18 protein-coding genes are annotated in these 17141 nt (G+C 73.4%); 11 read left to right on the top strand and 7 right to left on the bottom strand.

Annotated features, from left to right (window positions below; all coding sequences use genetic code 11):
- Window positions 1–10 precede the first annotated feature (10 nt).
- Together HNR61_RS30290 and HNR61_RS30285 are read left to right on the top strand one after the other, a co-directional pair.
- On the top strand, window positions 11–955 hold the full coding sequence (locus HNR61_RS30290; RefSeq protein WP_182846571.1) for a nucleoside hydrolase: 945 nt from the start codon (window positions 11–13) through the stop codon (window positions 953–955).
- 101 nt (window positions 956–1056) lie between these two features.
- Window positions 1057–1515: an SRPBCC family protein gene (locus tag HNR61_RS30285; RefSeq protein ID WP_182846570.1), complete on the top strand. Its 459-nt coding sequence runs from the start codon at window positions 1057–1059 to the stop codon at window positions 1513–1515.
- Window positions 1516–1567: 52 nt separating this feature from the next.
- Here the strand turns inward: HNR61_RS30285 and HNR61_RS30280 are convergent, their stop codons facing one another.
- Together HNR61_RS30280 and HNR61_RS30275 are read right to left on the bottom strand one after the other, a co-directional pair.
- On the bottom strand, window positions 1568–2089 hold the full coding sequence (locus tag HNR61_RS30280; protein ID WP_182846569.1) for an AAA family ATPase: 522 nt from the start codon (window positions 2087–2089) through the stop codon (window positions 1568–1570).
- Between the two features lie 463 nt (window positions 2090–2552).
- On the bottom strand, window positions 2553–3266 hold the full coding sequence (locus HNR61_RS30275; protein WP_312898163.1) for a TetR/AcrR family transcriptional regulator: 714 nt from the start codon (window positions 3264–3266) through the stop codon (window positions 2553–2555).
- A 91-nt stretch (window positions 3267–3357) separates the two neighbouring features.
- On the opposite strand from HNR61_RS30275, the gene HNR61_RS30270 reads away from it, so the two are divergent.
- Window positions 3358–4272: an alpha/beta fold hydrolase gene (locus tag HNR61_RS30270; protein WP_182846567.1), complete on the top strand. Its 915-nt coding sequence runs from the start codon at window positions 3358–3360 to the stop codon at window positions 4270–4272.
- A 9-nt stretch (window positions 4273–4281) separates the two neighbouring features.
- Here HNR61_RS30270 and HNR61_RS30265 read toward each other — a convergent pair whose 3' ends face one another.
- Window positions 4282–5112 carry an alpha/beta fold hydrolase gene (locus HNR61_RS30265; protein WP_182846566.1) on the bottom strand — a complete coding sequence of 277 codons (831 nt, stop codon included), beginning with the start codon at window positions 5110–5112 and terminating at the stop codon, window positions 4282–4284.
- Window positions 5113–5165: 53 nt separating this feature from the next.
- On the opposite strand from HNR61_RS30265, the gene HNR61_RS30260 reads away from it, so the two are divergent.
- Together HNR61_RS30260 and HNR61_RS30255 are read left to right on the top strand one after the other, a co-directional pair.
- Entirely contained in the window at window positions 5166–5777 is a 612-nt protein-coding gene (locus HNR61_RS30260; RefSeq protein WP_182846565.1) for a TetR/AcrR family transcriptional regulator, read from the top strand.
- A gap of 51 nt (window positions 5778–5828) precedes the next feature.
- Entirely contained in the window at window positions 5829–7007 is a 1179-nt protein-coding gene (locus tag HNR61_RS30255) for an FAD-dependent monooxygenase (RefSeq protein WP_182846564.1), read from the top strand.
- 42 nt (window positions 7008–7049) lie between these two features.
- Here the strand turns inward: HNR61_RS30255 and HNR61_RS30250 are convergent, their stop codons facing one another.
- From HNR61_RS30250 to HNR61_RS30240, 3 genes are all read right to left on the bottom strand, one after another.
- Window positions 7050–8018 carry a bile acid:sodium symporter family protein gene (locus HNR61_RS30250; protein WP_182846563.1) on the bottom strand — a complete coding sequence of 323 codons (969 nt, stop codon included), beginning with the start codon at window positions 8016–8018 and terminating at the stop codon, window positions 7050–7052.
- A gap of 89 nt (window positions 8019–8107) precedes the next feature.
- Window positions 8108–8737: a response regulator gene (locus HNR61_RS30245; RefSeq protein WP_182846562.1), complete on the bottom strand. Its 630-nt coding sequence runs from the start codon at window positions 8735–8737 to the stop codon at window positions 8108–8110.
- Window positions 8734–9900 carry an ATP-binding protein gene (locus HNR61_RS30240; protein ID WP_182846561.1) on the bottom strand — a complete coding sequence of 389 codons (1167 nt, stop codon included), beginning with the start codon at window positions 9898–9900 and terminating at the stop codon, window positions 8734–8736. Before HNR61_RS30240 ends, HNR61_RS30245 begins: the two co-directional genes overlap by 4 nt.
- A 155-nt stretch (window positions 9901–10055) precedes the next feature.
- Here HNR61_RS30240 and HNR61_RS30235 point away from each other — a divergent pair, with 155 nt between their 5' ends.
- The 5 genes from HNR61_RS30235 to HNR61_RS30220 all read left to right on the top strand — a co-directional run bounded on the left by HNR61_RS30235 (window position 10056) and on the right by HNR61_RS30220 (window position 14603).
- Complete coding sequence (locus HNR61_RS30235) at window positions 10056–11258, top strand: RNA-guided endonuclease InsQ/TnpB family protein (RefSeq protein WP_182846560.1); 1203 nt, start codon at window positions 10056–10058, stop codon at window positions 11256–11258.
- A gap of 148 nt (window positions 11259–11406) precedes the next feature.
- Window positions 11407–12717, top strand: coding sequence for a PspC domain-containing protein (locus tag HNR61_RS30230; RefSeq protein WP_182846559.1), 1311 nt, complete (start codon window positions 11407–11409; stop codon window positions 12715–12717).
- Window positions 12710–12964: a hypothetical protein gene (locus HNR61_RS30225; RefSeq protein ID WP_182846558.1), complete on the top strand. Its 255-nt coding sequence runs from the start codon at window positions 12710–12712 to the stop codon at window positions 12962–12964. Before HNR61_RS30230 ends, HNR61_RS30225 begins: the two co-directional genes overlap by 8 nt.
- 79 nt (window positions 12965–13043) lie before the next feature.
- Window positions 13044–13130: a putative leader peptide gene (locus HNR61_RS50540; protein WP_373861894.1), complete on the top strand. Its 87-nt coding sequence runs from the start codon at window positions 13044–13046 to the stop codon at window positions 13128–13130.
- A gap of 144 nt (window positions 13131–13274) precedes the next feature.
- The gene (locus HNR61_RS30220; protein WP_182846557.1) at window positions 13275–14603 is read left to right on the top strand and encodes a dicarboxylate/amino acid:cation symporter; all 1329 of its coding nucleotides are present in this window, start codon (window positions 13275–13277) and stop codon (window positions 14601–14603) included.
- A gap of 152 nt (window positions 14604–14755) precedes the next feature.
- Here HNR61_RS30220 and HNR61_RS30215 read toward each other — a convergent pair whose 3' ends face one another.
- Entirely contained in the window at window positions 14756–15196 is a 441-nt protein-coding gene (locus HNR61_RS30215; protein WP_182846556.1) for a cupin domain-containing protein, read from the bottom strand.
- A gap of 341 nt (window positions 15197–15537) precedes the next feature.
- Between HNR61_RS30215 and HNR61_RS30210 the strand changes: the two genes are divergently transcribed.
- On the top strand, window positions 15538–17076 hold the full coding sequence (locus tag HNR61_RS30210; RefSeq protein WP_182846555.1) for an alkaline phosphatase D family protein: 1539 nt from the start codon (window positions 15538–15540) through the stop codon (window positions 17074–17076).
- Window positions 17077–17141: the final 65 nt, after the last annotated feature.

Genomic DNA, 17141 nt, shown 5'->3' with positions numbered 1-17141 from the left:
GAAGGAACCCATGAGCAAGATCCTGTTCGACTGTGACACCGGCATCGACGACGCGCTGACGCTGCTCTACCTGGCCTCGCTGGTGCGCTCGGGCGACGCCGAGCTGCTCGCGGTCGGCACCGTGCACGGCAACATCGACCCGCGGACCGGGGCGCTGAACACGCTGCGGGTGCTGGAGATGACCGGGCTCGGGAGCGTTCCCGTGGCGATCGGCGCGGGGCGTCCGATGGCGCAGGACGTGCACTTCGCGCTGGAGTGGCACGGCCGGGACGGGCTCGGGGACACGTTCCTGCCCGAGCCGCAGGGCGCGCCGACCGGCGAGTCGGCCCCGGCGCAGATCGTCCGGCTGGCGCGGGAGCACCCGGGCGAGCTGACGATCCTGGCGACCGGGCCGCTGACGAACCTGGGCGCGGCGCTGCTGCTGGACGCCGAGCTGCCGTCGCTGGTCCGCGAAGTGGTGATCATGGGTGGGGCGTTCGACCACCCGGGCAACATCACCACGCACGCCGAGGCGAACATCTGGCACGACCCGGAGGCCGCGGACCTGGTGTTCGCGGCGGACTGGCCGGTGGTGCTGGTGCCGCTGGACGCCACGCACCCGACGGCGGTGGGCGACCCGTGGCTGACGAAGCTGGCGGCGCACGACTCGGACGCGGCGCGGTTCGCGACGCGGATCCTGGAGTTCTACGTGACCGCCTACACGCCGACGCTGAAGCGGCGGGGCGCGGTCATCCACGACGCGCTGGCCGCGATGCTGGTCGTCGAGCCGAAGCTGTGCGAGTACACCGAGCGGCCCGTGCACGTGGAGCTGCGCGGCGCGCTGACGCGGGGCGCGACGGTGTGGGACGCGCGGTCGCTGCCCGCCGACGACGACCGGCGTCCGGTGCGGGTCGCGACGGGCGTGGACGTGGCGGGGTTCCAGGACCGGCTGCTGGCGGCGGTCCTGTCGCTGTGACCGGCGGCGGGTGACGCGCGCCACACGTCCCGGCGTCTTGTCGGGCGGCGGCGGGCCTGGTTACCGTGCGGTGATCGCGACCGGGGAGACCGGGAGAACGCATGCCGTACGAGATCGAGGCCACCGCCGCCTCCACCGCCGCCCCCGAGGTGGTCTTCAAGCATCTGGCGGTGGCCGAGGCGTGGAGCGAGTGGGGGTCGTTCCCGACCCGGGCGCGGCGCGAGCGCGCGGGCGACGAGCACCCCAACGGCGTCGGCGCGGTCCGGCGGATCCCTCCGGCGCGGGAGCGGGTCGTGCTGTACGAGCCGCCGCGCCGGTACGGCTACGTGGCGCTGTCGGGGCTGCCGGTGCGCGAGTACCGGGCCGAGGTGACGCTGACCCCGCACGGGCTCGGCACGCAGATCACGTGGCGGGGCGCGTTCGAGCCGCTGGTCCCGGGCACCGCCGGGCTGGTCAGGGTGGTCCTGGGGCGGCTGCTGCGGTCCTTCGCCCGGCGCGTCGCCTACCACGCCGAGCACTGCGAGCCGGGCTGCCCGGCCCGGCTGCCCGACGTGGTCTAGCGGGCCCGCGGCCACGCGCGCGAGCGCGTCACCTGGGTCGTAGGCCAGGGCTTCAAAGCGCCGTCGCCTTCGCCAGGATCGCGTCGACGGTCTCCTCGACGGTCATCCCGGTGGTGTCGAGCCAGAGGCCGAGGCGGGGCGTCTGCTCGCGGAGGACCCGGTCCAGGGACGCGACGCTGAAGCCCTCGCCGTAGGCGGTCTTGGCGCGGCGCTCCTCGCGTTCGGCCACGGCGGCGGGGTCGGGGGCGAGGACGACCGCGTACCGGGGGCGCGTGCGGACGCGCTCGACCATCCAGGGCAGGTGCTCTCCCAGCACGACGTCCTGCACGATCGCGGTGAAGCCCGCCTCGGCGTAGGCGTCGGCGGTCCGCGCGGCCAGCTCGTGGCGGAGCCGGAGCTGGTTCAGGGCCTCGGCGGAGGGCTCGCCGGACATCTCCTCGCGGCCGCCGACGACGAACCTGCGGAACGCGTCCCCGCGCACGTGCGCCGAGCGGGGCAGCCGTTCGGCGAGGGCCTGCGCGACGGTGGACTTGCCCGCCGCCTGGACACCGGTGATCAGGTAGACCGCGCTCATGCCGCCAACATGGCACAGATGATCAAGGTGGGCGATCGGTTTTCCGGGTCCGGCGCAGCAGGGTCCCCAGCAGCCCGACCAGTTCGGCGGGGCCGTCGGGGTCGCCGGCGGGGCGTCCTCGGCGAGGTGGGAGTCGTAGCGTTCCCGTCCCCGTTTGGCGAATGCCGGAGCGGTACGGAACGGGGCCTCGCCCGCCCCCAGCACACGCCGCTGCCACCCGGCCAGCAGTGCGAAGTCCAGGTCCCGCCCCTCGTCGGCGGCGCGGCGGACGTGCTCCAGGGCGGTGAGCAGGCGGGCGACGCGTTCCGGGGCAGGGAAGGGAAGTGGTCGGCCGGTACCCGCGCGGCCGGTTCCAGCGAGCGCGCGACCCCGTGCGCCTCGTCGGGGTCGAAGGGATGGCGGGCCGGATCGACGTCGGCCCGGCTCAGCGGGCGGGGGTTCGGAGGGGGGAGCCACACGCAGCCTAGGCGTCCTCGCCGCGGACGAGGCCGGTGAGCACCTGCCGGATGATCCGCGCGAAGAGCGCGTCGCCGCCGAACGCGTCCTCGGGCGCGCCGTCCGCCAGGGCCGCCGCCAGCCTCGGGTGGCGCCCGCCGGCCGCGGCGGCCGCCAGGTAGGCGGCCTGCGCGACCTGCCGTGCGCCGGGGGCGCGGCGGCCGTGCAGCTCGACCCGGGCGAACAGGGTCACCAGCCCGGACACGACGGCGACCGCCTCCATCGCCGCGCGGCCTTCGAGCCCGGCCGGTTCCAGGACCTCCAGGGCGCGTTCCAGGTAGGCCAGCCCGTTCGGGCCGGTCCTGAGCGGTTCGGGCGGGAGCTCGGCGAGCCATGGATGCCGCAGGTGGACGGCCCGGGCGCGGACGGCCAGGGCCGTCAGGTCGGCCACCGGGTCACCGGTCGGCGGAACGCCCAGGTCGATCTCCCCGGTGACCGCGTCGGCCATCAGGTCGAGCACGTCCTCGCGCCCCGACACGTACCGGTAGAGGGAGGCCGGGCCGGTGCCGAGCCGCCGGGCCAGCGCGCGCAGCGACAGCGCGTCCAGCCCGTCGCGGTCGGCCAGCTCGACCGCGGCGGAGGTGATCTGGGCGCGGCTGCGTTCGGGCGCCGGTCCGCGGGCGCCCCGGCCGGGCCGCTCCCACACGGTCGTCGGCCGTTCGGCCTCCGTCTCGTCAGTCACGTTCCCCCGCCGGTCCACTGTCGGTCTCGCACCGCCCGCCATGCCCTAGAGTAGTAACTGCGAACACCGATCGCAGTTTTTGGGAGGGGTCATGGACACGACCACGCCGTGGACGCCGGTCCGCTGGGCCGGGAACGGTCCCGTCAGGCTGGCCTACGACCGGTTCACCGAGGGCGCGGACGGGGAGCCGCTCCTGCTGGTCATCGGGCTCGGCGTCTCCCGCCGCTGGTGGCCCGACGGCCTGTGCCGCGCCCTCGCCGCGCGCGGGTTCGCCGTCGCCAGGTACGACCAGCGGGACGCCGGGGAGTCGACCCACCTGCCGCGGGAGTCCGCCGGAGGCCCGATCGGGGCGCTGCTCCGCCGCCGCGAGCAGCCCTACACCGCCGAGGACATGACCGACGACGCGGTCGCGGTCCTCGACGCGCTCGGCTGGGGCTCGGCGCACCTGTTCGGCGCGTCGCTCGGCGGCGCCGTCGCGCAGCGGACGGCCGTCCGCCATCCCGGCCGGGTCCGCACGCTGACGTCGGTCTCCGCCGTCCCCGGCGACGCGGCGGGCCTGGCCGCCCTGCGGTACGTGCGGCTGCGCACGCTCGTCCGGCTCGCCCGCGTCAAGCACCCCGACACGCCCGAAGGGGACGTCGCGGCGGGGGTGGAGGTGGCGCGCATCCTGGCCTCGCCCGGCCGTCCGTTCGACGAGGCCGCCGCCCGCGAGTTGATCACCGGCCTCGCCGACCCGGGCGTGCGGGACACGACGGCGCAGGGCGGCCAGATCGGCGCCCGGTGGCGCGGGCCCGCGATCGACACGATCGCCGTTCCGACGCTGGTCCTGCACGGCGCGGACGACCCGCTGATCAAGCCGAGCGCCGGGCGGCGCGTCGCGGCCCGCGTCCCCGGCGCGCGGCTGGCGCTGCTCCCCGGCATGGGCCACGACCTCCCCGAGGACGTCTGGGACGACATCGCCGCGCGGGTCCGGCACCTGGCGGACCAGCGCCGGACCCCCGCCTGACCCTCCCGGTCACCCCTGGAGGAAACCCCCGATCTCCCGGGCCACGGTCTCGGGCTCGTCCAGCATCGACAGCACGTACGCCCCGGGCACCTCGGCGTACCGCCCGGCGGGCAGCAGCTCGGCCAGGCGGCGGCCGTGCTCGGGGGGCATCACGCGGTTGTCGGGCGACCAGAGCACCAGCGACTCCCCCTGGAAGCGGCGCAGTTCCTCGGTGGCGCGGACGAGCTCCCGCCGGTCGAACGGCCCGCGGCCGTAGGCCAGCAGGTCGCGGCGGACGGCGGGGTCGCGCAGCACCGGTTCGGTCCAGCGGCGGACCAGGGCGTCGGGCACCGGACGGCGCGCCATCCGCCCGAACAGCATGGGCAGGCGGCGCAGCGGGGCGACGCGCAGCTGGCGGGCGGCGAGCTGGAGCCCGCCGGGGATCCGGACGACGAGCGTGAGCAGCTTCCCGGGCAGGTCGGGCGGGAAGTTGTCGAACGCCTCGCACGGGAGGATCACCTGCCGGGCGACCCGCTCGTCCCGGCCGTAGGCGGTGAGGAACAGCGACCCGCCCCAGTCGCTGTGCACCAGGGTGACGTCCCTCAGGTCGAGGGCGTCGAGGAAGTCGGCGACCAGGGCGACCTGCCCGCGCATCGTGAGGTCGGCGTCCGGCCGCATCGGGCGGCGGTGGGACCCCAGCGGCAGCACGGGCCGCACGTACCGGAACCCCTCCGGCAGCAGCGGCAGCACGCGGTCCCAGACCGTGTGGTCCATCAGCAGCCCGTGCAGCAGGACGACCGGAGGGCCGGTCCCGACCTCGTCGTACTCCAGGACTCCCCCGGTGACCTCGACGTTGCGCATGGCGACCTCCCACTAGAAAGGTCTCTCTAGAGAGACTGTTCTAGCATGGTGCCATGAGGACCGACGAGCGGATAGTGCGGGCGATGGCGGAACTGCTGCGCGTCCAGGGGTACGCGGCCACGGGCGTCAACCAGCTCGCGAGCGCCGCGCAGGCGCCGACCGGCTCGATCTACCACCACTTCCGGGGCGGCAAGCGCGAGGTCGCGGCCGCCGCGCTGCGTCAGACGGGGGCCGCCTACATCCGGCTGCTGCCGCTGCTGCTGGACGAGCACGACGACCTCGCGACCGGGATCGAGGCCGCCTTCGCCGCGGCCGCCGCCGACATGCGCGACACCGGCTGGGCGAACATGTGCCCGGTCGGCACCGTCGTCGGCGAGGTCGCCGACACCGAACCCCTGCTCCGCGAGGCCGCCGCGGAGGTGATGGAGCACTGGGTGGCCGAGGGCGTGCGCTACCTCACCGGACGCGGGCTTCCCGAGAACGAGGCTCGCGACGTCACGTTCGCCCTGCTCACGGCGCTCCAGGGCGCGTTCACCATGGCCCGCGCGCTGCGCTCCACCGAACCGTTCCTCGCCGCCGGGCGCACGGTCGCGGCCTACGTCGCCGCCCTGGGTCCCCCGGCTCGGTCAGCGGCGGTGCGCGGGCGGTCAGCCGACCGTCAGTAGGCGCGGCCAGAGTCCAGGACATCGACAACGGCAACGACACGAGGAGTCACCGTGACGAAGGTCCTGATCTCCGGCGCGAGCATCGGCGGCCCGGCCCTGGCCTACTGGCTGGACCGGTACGGGTTCGAGGTCACCGTCGTGGAGCGCGCGGCGGGCGGGCCGCGCCGGGGCGGGCAGGCGATCGACGTGCGCGGCCCCGCACTGGAGGTCGCCGGGCGGATGGGCGTCCTGGACCGGCTCCGCGAGCGGCGCGTCCGGATGCGCGGCATGTCCATGGTGGACGGCGACGGCGACGAGCTGTTCCGCACCGAGGAGCGCACCCTCACCGGCGGCGACCTGGACAGCCCCGACATCGAGATCCTGCGCGACGAACTGGCGCTCGTCCTGCTCGACGCCGCCGGGGACGGGGTCGAGTACCTGTTCGGCGACTCGATCGCGGCGCTGGAGGACGGGCCGGACGGGGTGCGGGTGACGTTCGAGAACGCCCCGGCGCGCACCTTCGACGTCGTCGTCGGCGCGGACGGGGTCCACTCCAACACGCGGCGGCTGGCGTTCGGGCCGAAGGAGCGGTACAGCAGCCACCTCGGCACCTACATGGGCGTGTGGACCGCGCCGAACTTCCTCGGGCTGGACCGCTGGCAGGTGTTCCACCAGATGCCCGGCAGCGACGTCGGCGGCGGCGTGATGAGCGTGCGCGACAACGCCGAGCTGCGCGTCTACCTGGGCTTCCGGGCCGAGGAGCCGATCGCCTACGACCACCGCGACACCGAGGCCCAGAAGCAGATCATGCTGGACCGGCTGGGCGGGTGCGGCTGGGAGATCCCGCGCCTGCTGGAGTACATGTGGGACGCGCCCGACTTCCACTTCGACGCGACCACGCAGATCCACATGGACTCCTGGTCCACGGGCCGGGTCGTGCTGCTCGGCGACTCCGGCTACTGCGGGTCGCTGCTGTCGGGGATGGGCACCACCATGGCGATGGTCGGCGCGTACGTGCTGGCCGGTGAGCTGGGGCGGGCGGACGGCGACCACGTGAAGGCGTTCGCCGCGTACGAGACCGAGCTGCGCGACTACGTCACCGCCAACCAGCGGCTCGCCCTCGACAACAAGAGGCGTGTGGAGGCCGCCCAGGCCGCCGAGCTGGGCGACGCCGAGGCCGCCGAGGCGATGACCGAGGGCCTGGCCGACTTCGAGTCGGTGGCGGGCGGGTTCGTGGTGAAGGACTACTGACGGCCGGGACGCCCGGCCCGCGCGGGCCGGGCGTCCGGCGGGTCAGTCGCGGGCGGGGCGGCGGGACAGCCAGGCCGCCGCCAGCGCCCCGGAGACGTTGTGCCACACCGAGAAGATCGCGGCGGGGAGCGCCGCCAGCGGGCTGAAGTGCGCGGCGGCCAGCGAGGCGGCCAGGCCGGAGTTCTGCATGCCGACCTCGAACGCCAGCGCGCGGCTGCCGCGCTCGCCCAGCCGGAAGACCCGGCCGGAGACGTAGCCGAGCAGCAGGCCGAGGCCGTTGTGCAGGACGACGGCGACCAGCACCAGGACGGCCGCCGACCTGATCGCGGCGGCGCTCCCGGCGACCACGATCGCGACGATGACGCCGATGGCCGCCACCGACAGCCACGGCAGCATCCCGGTCAGCCGCTCGACCAGCCCGCCCGCGACCGTCCGCACGACGAACCCGGCCACCACCGGCAGCAGCACGGTCTTGAGGATGTCGACGACCATCGACCCGGCGTCCACCGGCAGGAACTCCCCGGCCAGCAGCAGGGTCAGCGGCGGGGTGAGCACGGGGGCCACCAGGGTCGAGACCGTGCCGATCGAGACCGCGAGGGCCGTGTCGCCGCGCGCCAGGAACGCCACCACGTTCGAGGCGGTGCCGCTCGGCGCGCAGCCGACCAGGATCAGCCCGGCGGCCAGCTGCGGCGACAGGCCGAGGGCGTGGGCGATCACCCAGCCCAGACCCGGCATGATCACGTAGTGCGCGGCCAGCCCCAGGGCGACCGCCCACGGGCGGCGGGCCACGCCCCGGAAGTCCCGCCCCGTCATGGTCAGGCCCATGCCGAACATCACGACGCCGAGCAGGTACGGGACCGCCTCCCTCCCGCCGCTCAGGGGGCCGGGGGCCAGCAGCCCGGCGGCTCCGGCCAGCAGCACGAGGACGGGGAAGACGGTGACGGCGCGGCGGGCGACGCGGTCGGGAGCGGCGCCGTCCACCTCCTGGCGGGGAGATCGTTCAGTGTGCACCGCGAAAGGTAAACCGTTCCACGCCGCCGAAGGCAAGAAGATCTCACCACGTGGACGCAGGTCACGCGGTGTCCCCCGGCCGCCCGGCCTCAGACCAGACGGCGGGCGGCGGCCCAGCGCGACAGCTCGTGCCGGTTGGACAGCTGGAGCTTGCGCAGCACGCTGGACACGTGCGTCTCGACCGTCTTGACCGAGATGAACAGCTCCTTGGCGATCTCCTTGTAGGCGTAGCCGCGCGCGATCAGCCGCAGGACCTCGCGTTCCCGCTGGGTGATCTGGTCGAGCTCCGGATCGACCGGCGGGGCGTCGGTGGCGGCGAACGCGTCCAGCACGAACCCCGCCAGGCGCGGCGAGAACACCGCGTCGCCCTCGGCCACCCGCCCGATCGCGTCGGTCAGCTCCGGCCCGGAGATCGTCTTGGTGACGTAGCCGCGCGCCCCGCCCCGGACGACCCCGATCACGTCCTCGGCGGCGTCGGACACCGACAGCGCCAGGAACCGCGACCGGACCGTGCCGTGCAGGCGGCGCAGCACCTCGATGCCCCCGCCGCCGGGCAGATGGACGTCCAGCAGCACCACGTCGGGCTCCGTCCGCTTGATCACCGCGACGGCCTCGTCCACGTCCCCGGCCTCGCCGACGACCTCGATCCCGTCCCCCAGCTCGGCCTTCACGCCGGTCCGGAACATCTGGTGGTCGTCCACCAACACGATTCGCGTCACTTCTTGATCTCCAAGCGGACCTCGGTGCCCTCGCCCGGCGCGGTGCGGACCTTCGCCGTCCCGCCGTTGCGCTCCATACGTCCGATGATGGACCCCCGCACGCCCATCCGGTCCGCCGGCACCTGCTCCAGGTCGAAACCCCGGCCCCGGTCCCGCACGAAGATCTCGACACGGTCGCCCTCGACCTCGGCGTACACCGACACCGACGGCGCGCCGGAGTACTTGGCGGCGTTGACCATGGCCTCGCGCGCGGCCTGGATCGCCGCGCCGAGCCGCTCGTCCAGCGGGCTGTCGCCGACCACGACGATCTCCATGGGCACGCCGTGGTCGTCCTCGACCTCCCCGGCGGCCCGCCTGATCGCGGCGGCGAACGTCTGGTCGGGGTCGTTGCGCGGCTGGTAGAGCCACTCGCGCAGGGTGCGCTCCTGGGACCGGGCCAGCCGCTGCACCTCGCGCGGGTCGTGGGCGTTGCGCTGGATGAGCGTGAGGGTGTGCAGGACCGAGTCGTGGATGTGGGCGGCCAGCTCGGCGCGTTCCTGGGAGCGGATGCGCTCGCCGCGTTCGGCGTCCAGGTCCTGCCACAGCCGCACCACCCACGGGGTGGCGATCACCGCGACACCGGTGAGGATCACCAGCATCGCGATCACGACGGAGCGGGCCTGGGAGGGGTCGACGTTGCGGACCACGAACCCGCCGATCCCGCCGACCACCAGCACCAGCCCGAACACGCTGCGCAGCCACATGTGCCGCAGCGGCAGCACCCAGCGCTGGCGCTGCTCGCGGTCGGCCTGCTGCCACAGGATCGCCGCGCCGATGCCGCCGATCACGAACGGCCACAGCGCGGCCTGCGCGATCCCGGCGCTCCAGGTCAGCACGGCGAGCGCGGCGGTGACGGCGGTGTAGGCGAGCAGCTGGCCCCAGTCGCGGGACGTCGGGAGGCGCGCGGCCGGGGCCGCCCCCTCGGCGGCGACCTGCCGGGGCACCAGCACCCAGAACGCGGCGTAGGCGGCCACCCCGAGCCATACCGACGTCATGAGCAGCACGAACGCGGCACGCACGATGATCACGTCCACGCCCAGATGCGCGGCCAGGCCGCTCGCCACCCCGGCGACCAGCCTGCCGTCGGTTCGGCGTTCCAGCCGGGTCGTGGCGACTTCGTTCACCAAACCCTCCGGAGGATGTCCCGGCCTTCAGGCCGGGGAGAAATCCGGACCCCGCAAGGAATGGCCCGGCAAAACCGGGACAGTCCAGAGCGCGAGTCGCGCCTACACATCTGCATTTTCTTACCGATCATGCCGGGATTCGATAAAATCGGAACATGCGCACGGCGTACAAGGTGCGGGTTTACCCCACCCCGCAGCAGGCGGCGGTGCTGAACCGCACGTTCGGCTGCGTGCGCCTGGTGTGGAACACAGTGCTGACGTGGCGGCACGCCCGCTACCACACCGAAGGCAAGCGCACCTCCTACGCCGAAACCGACCGTTATCTGACCGAACTGAAACGCGACGGCAGCCACGACTTCCTGTACGAGGTGTCCTCGGTCCCGTTGCAGCAGGCCCTGCGGCACCAATACACCGCGTTCGTGAACTTCTTCGCCGGACGCGCCCGCTACCCCCGCCACAAGACCCGGCACGGCCGCCAGTCGGCGACCTGCACCCGCTCGGCGTTCCGATGGAAGGGCGGGCGGCTGCACCTGGCGAAGACCGAGGGCCCGCTTGCGTTCGCGTGGTCCTGGCCCGGCATCGACCCGGCCACCCTGACCCCGACCACGGTGACGATCTCCCGAGACCCCGATGGCCGCTGGTATGCCTCCCTGGCGGTGGAGACCACCGCCGACCCCGAGCCGCCGCCCACCACCGGCGCGGCGGTCGGCGTCGATGTGGGCGTGAGCGATTTCGCGGTCCTGTCCACCGGCGAGAAGATCGCAAATCCGCGTCACCTGGAGCGCAAGGCCCGCAATCTGGCCCGCTACCAGCGGCGCATGGCCCGCAAACAGCGCGGCTCCCACAACCGGACCAAGACCAAGGCCAAGGTCGCCCGCGCACACCGCAAGGTCCGCGACGCCCGCCGGGATTTCCCGCACCGCACCAGCACGCGGCTGGTCCGCGACCACGACGTGATCGTGACCGAAGACCTCAACGTCTGCGGGATGGTCCGCAACCGGTCCCTGGCCAAGGCGATCTCCGACTGCGGGTGGGGCGAGTTCCGCCGCCTGCTGGAGTACGAGACCGCCAGGCACGGCCACCACCTGATCGTGATCGACCGCTGGTACCCCTCCAGCAAGACATGCTCGGCGTGCGGGCACCTGCTCGCCGAGCTGTCCTTGAGGACCAGGCACTGGACGTGCCCCGCCTGCCGCACCCGGCACGACCGGGACATCAACGCGGCGAAGAACATTCTGGCCGCTGGTCGAGCGGTGTCTGCCTGTGGAGCTGATGTAAGTCCGCAAGGGTCCTCCCTTCGGCGGTCGGCGGTGAAGCAGGAAGCCCAGCCCGTGAGGGCGGGAATCCCCCGCCTTTAGACGGGGGAGGAAGTCAAGACACGATCGTCACACGTCCCGCGGGTGATCGGCATCCGGGCGTCCCCCCGGTTCCCCGGTCCTCCCCTCAGGGTCGGATCAGGGGTGCCCCCGATACCCCGCGCGCCCGGGAGGGGCCACGATGGTGGCCATGGCTGAGCAGCAGGTCCCGACCCAGGTGTCGCCCCCGAGGCTGTCCCTCGCTCCGGAGGGCCGCATGATCGCCGGGGTCTGCACGGGGCTCGGCCGGCACACGGGCATCGACCCGGTGGTGTACCGGGTGGGGTTCGCGCTGCTGACGCTGGCGCACGGGCAGGGGATCCTGCTCTACATCGCGGCGGCGGTGCTGATGCCGCCGCGCCCGGAGGCGTACTCGCCGGTCGAGCAGTTGCTGCGGCGCTGGTTCGACGCCGCCGGGGCGCTGTCGATCCTGGGCGCGCTGCTGTCGGTCGGGGTGCTCGGGAGCCTGGTGGGCGCGGGGCTGTCGACCGACGCGGTCGGGGCGGTGACGGTGCTCGGGCTGGTGCTGCTGGTCGCGCACGCCCGGGGCGCGAACTTCGTGGGGCTGGCGCGCTCGCTGCCCGAACGCCTCCAGGGCCACCCGCTCCAGGACCCGCCCGCCGCTCCCCCGGCCACTACTCCTCCCGCCACCGCTCCTCCCGCCACCACGGGCCCGGGAACGCCGCCGTCTCCGGGGGTGCCGCTGGACAAGGGTCCGGGCGTGGCGGCGGCGAGCGGGCTCGCGCCGGGAATGGTCGATCTGGCGTCGCTCCGGTCGCGCCCGGCACCGCCCGTGGACGATCTCCCGGAGCCGCCCCTCGCGCCGTGCGCGCCCGCCGTGGCGCGGCGGCCGGGACGTTCGCCGCTGACGCCGATCACGGTGCTGGCGGCCCTGGGCGCGGGGGCGGCGGCGACCGTTCCGGCGGCGGCCCACCCGTTCCCCTACTCGTCGATGGTCGTCCTCGGAACGGCGCTGGCCGTCATCGGCGGCGGGATGCTGCTGGGCGGCTGGTTCCGGGTGCGCGGGCTGGCGGGGATCGGCGTGATCCTGACGTTCACGCTGCTCGCCTACACGGCGGTGGCCGAGATGCCGAGCGGTTCCCGACACGGTGATGTGGAGTGGCGGCCGATGGAGACCTCACCGGCGCGGCAGGACTACCGGCTGGGGCTCGGGTCCGGCAGGCTGGACCTGACCGCGCTGCCGGTCCGTCCGGGCCAGCGCGCGCAGGTCAACGCCGAGCTGCTGGCGGGAGCGCTCGTGGTGACCGTGCCGCGCGCGGCGCGGGTGGAGCTGGACGCGAAGGTCCGGTTCGGCGACCTGACGGTGGCCGGGCGGGTGCTGGGCGGCCCGAACGCCCGGGACACCCGCGTGCTGGAACCCGAGGGCGACGTCGCGAACCCGCCGGTGATCGCGCTGCGCATCCGCGGCAAGATCGGTGATGTGGAGGTGCGCCGTGGCTGAGTCCATGGAGTCCCGCGAGCGGGACGCGGTGGAGAACGCCGGCCCCGGGACGCGGACCCGGCGGCGCTTCGACCCCGGCTCGGTCGTGACGGGCCTGTTCTTCCTGGCGGTGGCGGCGGCGTTCCTGGTCAGCGGGCTGGCCGGGCGGCTCGTCGGAGGGCCGGAGGTGCTGGTCCCGGCGGTGCTGCTGGGGATGGCCGCGGTGATGGTCGTACGGGTGGTGACGCGGTCCCGGCGGCACCGCTGACCCCCGCTCCGGCGGCAGTGATCCGGATCACGCGATCGTCCGGGAACAAGGAAACCGGACATTACGGTTAACTAGCCTCGTGAGGTTCTCCAAGAAGAGCGTTCTGCTCGTGGCCCGGCTGCACGTCGACCTGTGCCGCCTCGCCAGCGTGCTGTGTCGCGGCTGATCTGAAGCCCCCCGCGCTCCTTCCTCGCCTCCCCTTCCTTCCGACTTCCGCACGCCCGCGTACCGGCATGTCCGCGCCCTGATCCGTCCGCGCCGCCATGTCCGGGGTCCCGGGACGTGTGCCGTACCCCCTGGAGAACTCTCCGTGTCTTTGCGTGTCTGGAAATGGCAGTTCTGGCAGCAGATCGTGCTGTCCCTGGTGCTCGGCGTCACCGTCGGCGCGCTGCTGAACAACCTCGGCGACGGCGCCAAGATCGCTGAGGACTGGCTGGACCCGTTCGGCGGCGTCTACACGAGCCTGCTGAAGGTCGTCGTCGTTCCGCTGGTGTTCGCCGCGATCGTGGTCAGCATCGGGCGGCTGCGCGGCGTGTCCAGCGTGGCCCGGCTGACCGGCAAGACCCTCGGCTGGTTCGTGGTCACCTCGGTGATCGCCACCGCGGTCGGCCTGGCCGTCGCGCTGCTGACCAACCCCGGTCAGGGGCTCGGCAAGCTCGCCAGCGAGAGCGTCGAGACCGAGCCGGTCACCTGGACCCAGATCCTCAAGAACCTGTTCCCGTCCAACATCGTCAACGCGATGGCGGAGGGCAACGTCCTCGGCGTCGTCACCTTCGCGGTGCTGTTCGGCGCGGCGCTGGTGGCCCTCGGCGAGCGCGGGCAGCGCCTCACCGAGATCATCGACGACGTCTACCTGGTGATGCAGAAGGTCGTGTGGTGGGTGGTGCGCCTCACCCCGATCGGCTCGTTCTTCCTGATCGGCTCGGTCGTCGCCACCTACGGCCCCTCCACCCTGGCCCCGCTGGCCAAGTTCACCGGCGCGATCTACCTCGCCGTCGCGATCATGCTGGTGGTCGGCTACCCGGCGCTGCTGGCCGCGGTCGGCCGCGTCTCGCCGCTGAAGTTCTACCGCAACACCTGGCCCGCGCTGCAGTTCGCGTTCGTGTCCTCCTCGTCGCTGGCGACCCTGCCGATCGCGCAGAAGGTGCAGATCGAGCGGAACGGCGTGCAGCGCGAGTACGCCTCGTTCGCCCAGCCGCTGGGCGCGACCATCAAGTTCGACGGCTGCGGCGCGATCTACCCGGCGGTCGCGGCGGTGTTCGTCGCCCAGTACACCGGCGTGGAGCTGGGCCTCGGCCAGTACGCGCTGATCGCCCTGGCCGCGATCATCGGCCAGCTCGGCACCGGCGGCACCCCCGGCCCGGCGCTGGTCGCGCTGACCCTGACCCTCACCACGGTCGGGCTGCCGCTCCAGGCGGTCGGCTACCTGATCGCCATCGACAAGGTCATCGACATGGCCCGCACCACCCTGAACGTGGCCGGCCAGCTCACCGTCCCGGTGCTGGTCGCCAGGTCCGAGGGGCTGCTGGACGAGAAGACCTTCAACGCCAAGCCGGTCGAGCTGACCTCCCCCGAGGCCGACGAGGCCAAGGAGGAGACCCCGGCCGGGAAGAAGGAGCTGGCGGGCGCGTCCGCCTGACCCCGCTCCACACGCGAAGGGCCGCCCCTCCCGTCCGGGAGGGGCGGCCCTTGGCGTACCAGCCAGGTGACGCGCCATCGAACGCAGGTGCGCGGATCCGGGCGGGTGGGAGGCAGCGCCTGGGCGCGGACGGGCCGCGCCTCGGCGGCGCGTCAGGCCAGCTGCGCGTGCAGGGTGATGGCGTAGGCGGGGCCGGGGTTGGTGAGCTCGTGGGTATGGTCGCCGCCGTGGACGCGGACGCGGTTGGCGCGCAGGGGGCGTTCGGTGACCCCGTCGTCGGTGATCTTGACTTCGGCGAGCTCGCCCGCGATGACCGCGCTGACCTCCGTTCCGGCGTGGTCGTGCACGCCGGTGCGGTGGCCGGGCGGCCAGGTCGTCAGCCACAGCCGGACGCCCTCGACCTCGTCGAGGACGACGCGGACCGGGCCCGACGCGTCGAAGCGCACGCGGTGCCACCAGTCGGCGGGGCGGGCGGCCAGGCCGTGGATGCGGGCGGCGAGCTGGCCGACCGTCGGCGGACGCTTGACGGCGTCACGGCCGTGCGGGTCGGCCTGGCCACGCATCGTGATGTCGGGAACCAGATCCAGGTCCACAGAGAAGGTCCTTCGTGTACGGCCGGACGGCCGGGACGGAGAGAAAGAGCAAGATCAGAAAAGCGTCCGGGGAGACGTCACCCGGGAAGAGCGTCGCGGATCAGCGACAACAACACGAAGAACACAGCGCGCTGGCCACGCGGCGCAGGGCCACGGGGCGGCAGAACGACAGACGCGCTGGCATGCGTTCTAGGAGACACGCCGTCACCCTGCGCTGTCAAGTCGGACACCTGGCGATCATCGGTCGACGGGCGTTCACGTCGCGGCCAGATCCGGGTCTGGTCCCCGTGGCCGGCAGCGGAGACGATGCGCACGAGCTTTCCCGGGAACGGAGATCATCGATGGTGCTGGACAGGCGGACTCTTCTGCGCGGCGGACTCGTGGCGGGCGGCGGGGCGGCGTTCGGGCTGCTGAACGGCTCCCCGGCGGCGGCGCTGCTGCGGACCCGCCCCTCGCTCACGCACGGCGTGCAGAGCGGCGACGTCACCGCGCACGAGGCGGTCGTCTGGGCGCGTTCGGACCGGCCCGCGCGGATGCTGGTCGAGATCAGCCGGCGCCCCGACTTCCGGCACGCCCGCACCGTGCCGGGCCCGGTGCTGACGCCGGGGACGGACCTGACGGGGAAGACGTTCCTGCGCGGCCTGCCCGCCGGCGAGGAGATCCACTACCGGGTGCGCCTGGCCGACCGGGACCGCCACGGGCTCGTCTCGGCCCCGACCGTGGGACGGCTGCGGACCGCGCCGCGCGGGCGGCGGGACGTGTCGTTCGTGTGGTCGGGCGACCTGGCCGGACAGGGCTGGGGCATCAACCCGGACCTGGGCGGCTACCGGATCTTCCGCGCGATGGCGGCGGTGGACCCGGACTTCTTCCTGTGCAGCGGCGACCTGGTGTACGCCGACAACCCGATGCAGGAGCGGGTGGCGCTGCCGGACGGCCGGACGTGGCGGAACGTGGTCACCCCGGAGAAGACGAAGGTCGCCGAGACCCTGGCGGAGTACCGAGGGCAGTTCCGGTACAACCTGCTGGACGAGAACCTGCGGGCGTTCAACGCGCGCGTCCCGATGATCTACCAGTGGGACGACCACGAGGTCGTGAACAACTGGTACCCCGGTGAGATCCTGGACCTGCCGCAGTACGGCGAGAAGCGCGTGGACGTCCTGGCGGCCCGCGCCCGCCGGGCGATGTTCGAGTACACCCCGATCGCCGTCCGCGACCCGCACCGGGGCCGCGTCTACCGGAAGCTGTCCTACGGCGCGTCGATGGACGTCTTCGTCCTGGACATGCGCACCCACAAGGACCCGAACGGCGCCAACAACAGCCCCACGCAGCGCGAGGGCGTCCTCGGCACCGAGCAGCTGGCCTGGCTGAAGCGCGAACTGCGGCGTTCCCGGGCGACCTGGAAGGTGATCGCCGCCGACCTCCCGCTGGGCCTGATCGTCCCCGACGGCACGGCCCAGGAGGGGATCGCCCAGGGCGACGGCGGGGCGCCGCTGGGCCGCGAACGGGAGATCGCGGACCTGCTCTCCTTCGCGAAGCGGAACCGCGTGCGGAACATGGTGTGGTTCACGGCGGACGTGCACTACACGGCGGCGCACTACTACGACCCGGAGAAGGCGGCGTTCAAGGACTTCGACCCGTTCTGGGAATTCGTGGCGGGCCCGTTGAACGCGGGCGCCTTCGGCCCCAATCGGTTGGAATCGACCTTCGGTCCGCAACTGCGTTTCCAGCAGGCTCCCCCGCGCGCCAACACGTCCCCGGCCGAGGGCTACCAATTCTTCGGCGAGGCGGCGATCGAGGGCTCCAGCCAGGAACTCACCGTCCGCCTCCGCGACATCGACGGCAAGGTCCTCTACACGAAGACCCTCACCCCGGCCCGGTAAGCGATGCATGCCGCGTTCGACTTCGCCGAGAGGCGTGGTCGCAGACGTGCGAGGCCGTTCGCGTG

Source organism: Actinomadura kijaniata, assembly GCF_014138665.1.
Lineage (GTDB): Bacteria > Actinomycetota > Actinomycetes > Streptosporangiales > Streptosporangiaceae > Spirillospora > Spirillospora kijaniata.
The sequence above is the reverse complement of the archived record's forward strand: the minus strand, read 5'-3'. Positions and strand labels throughout refer to the sequence as shown.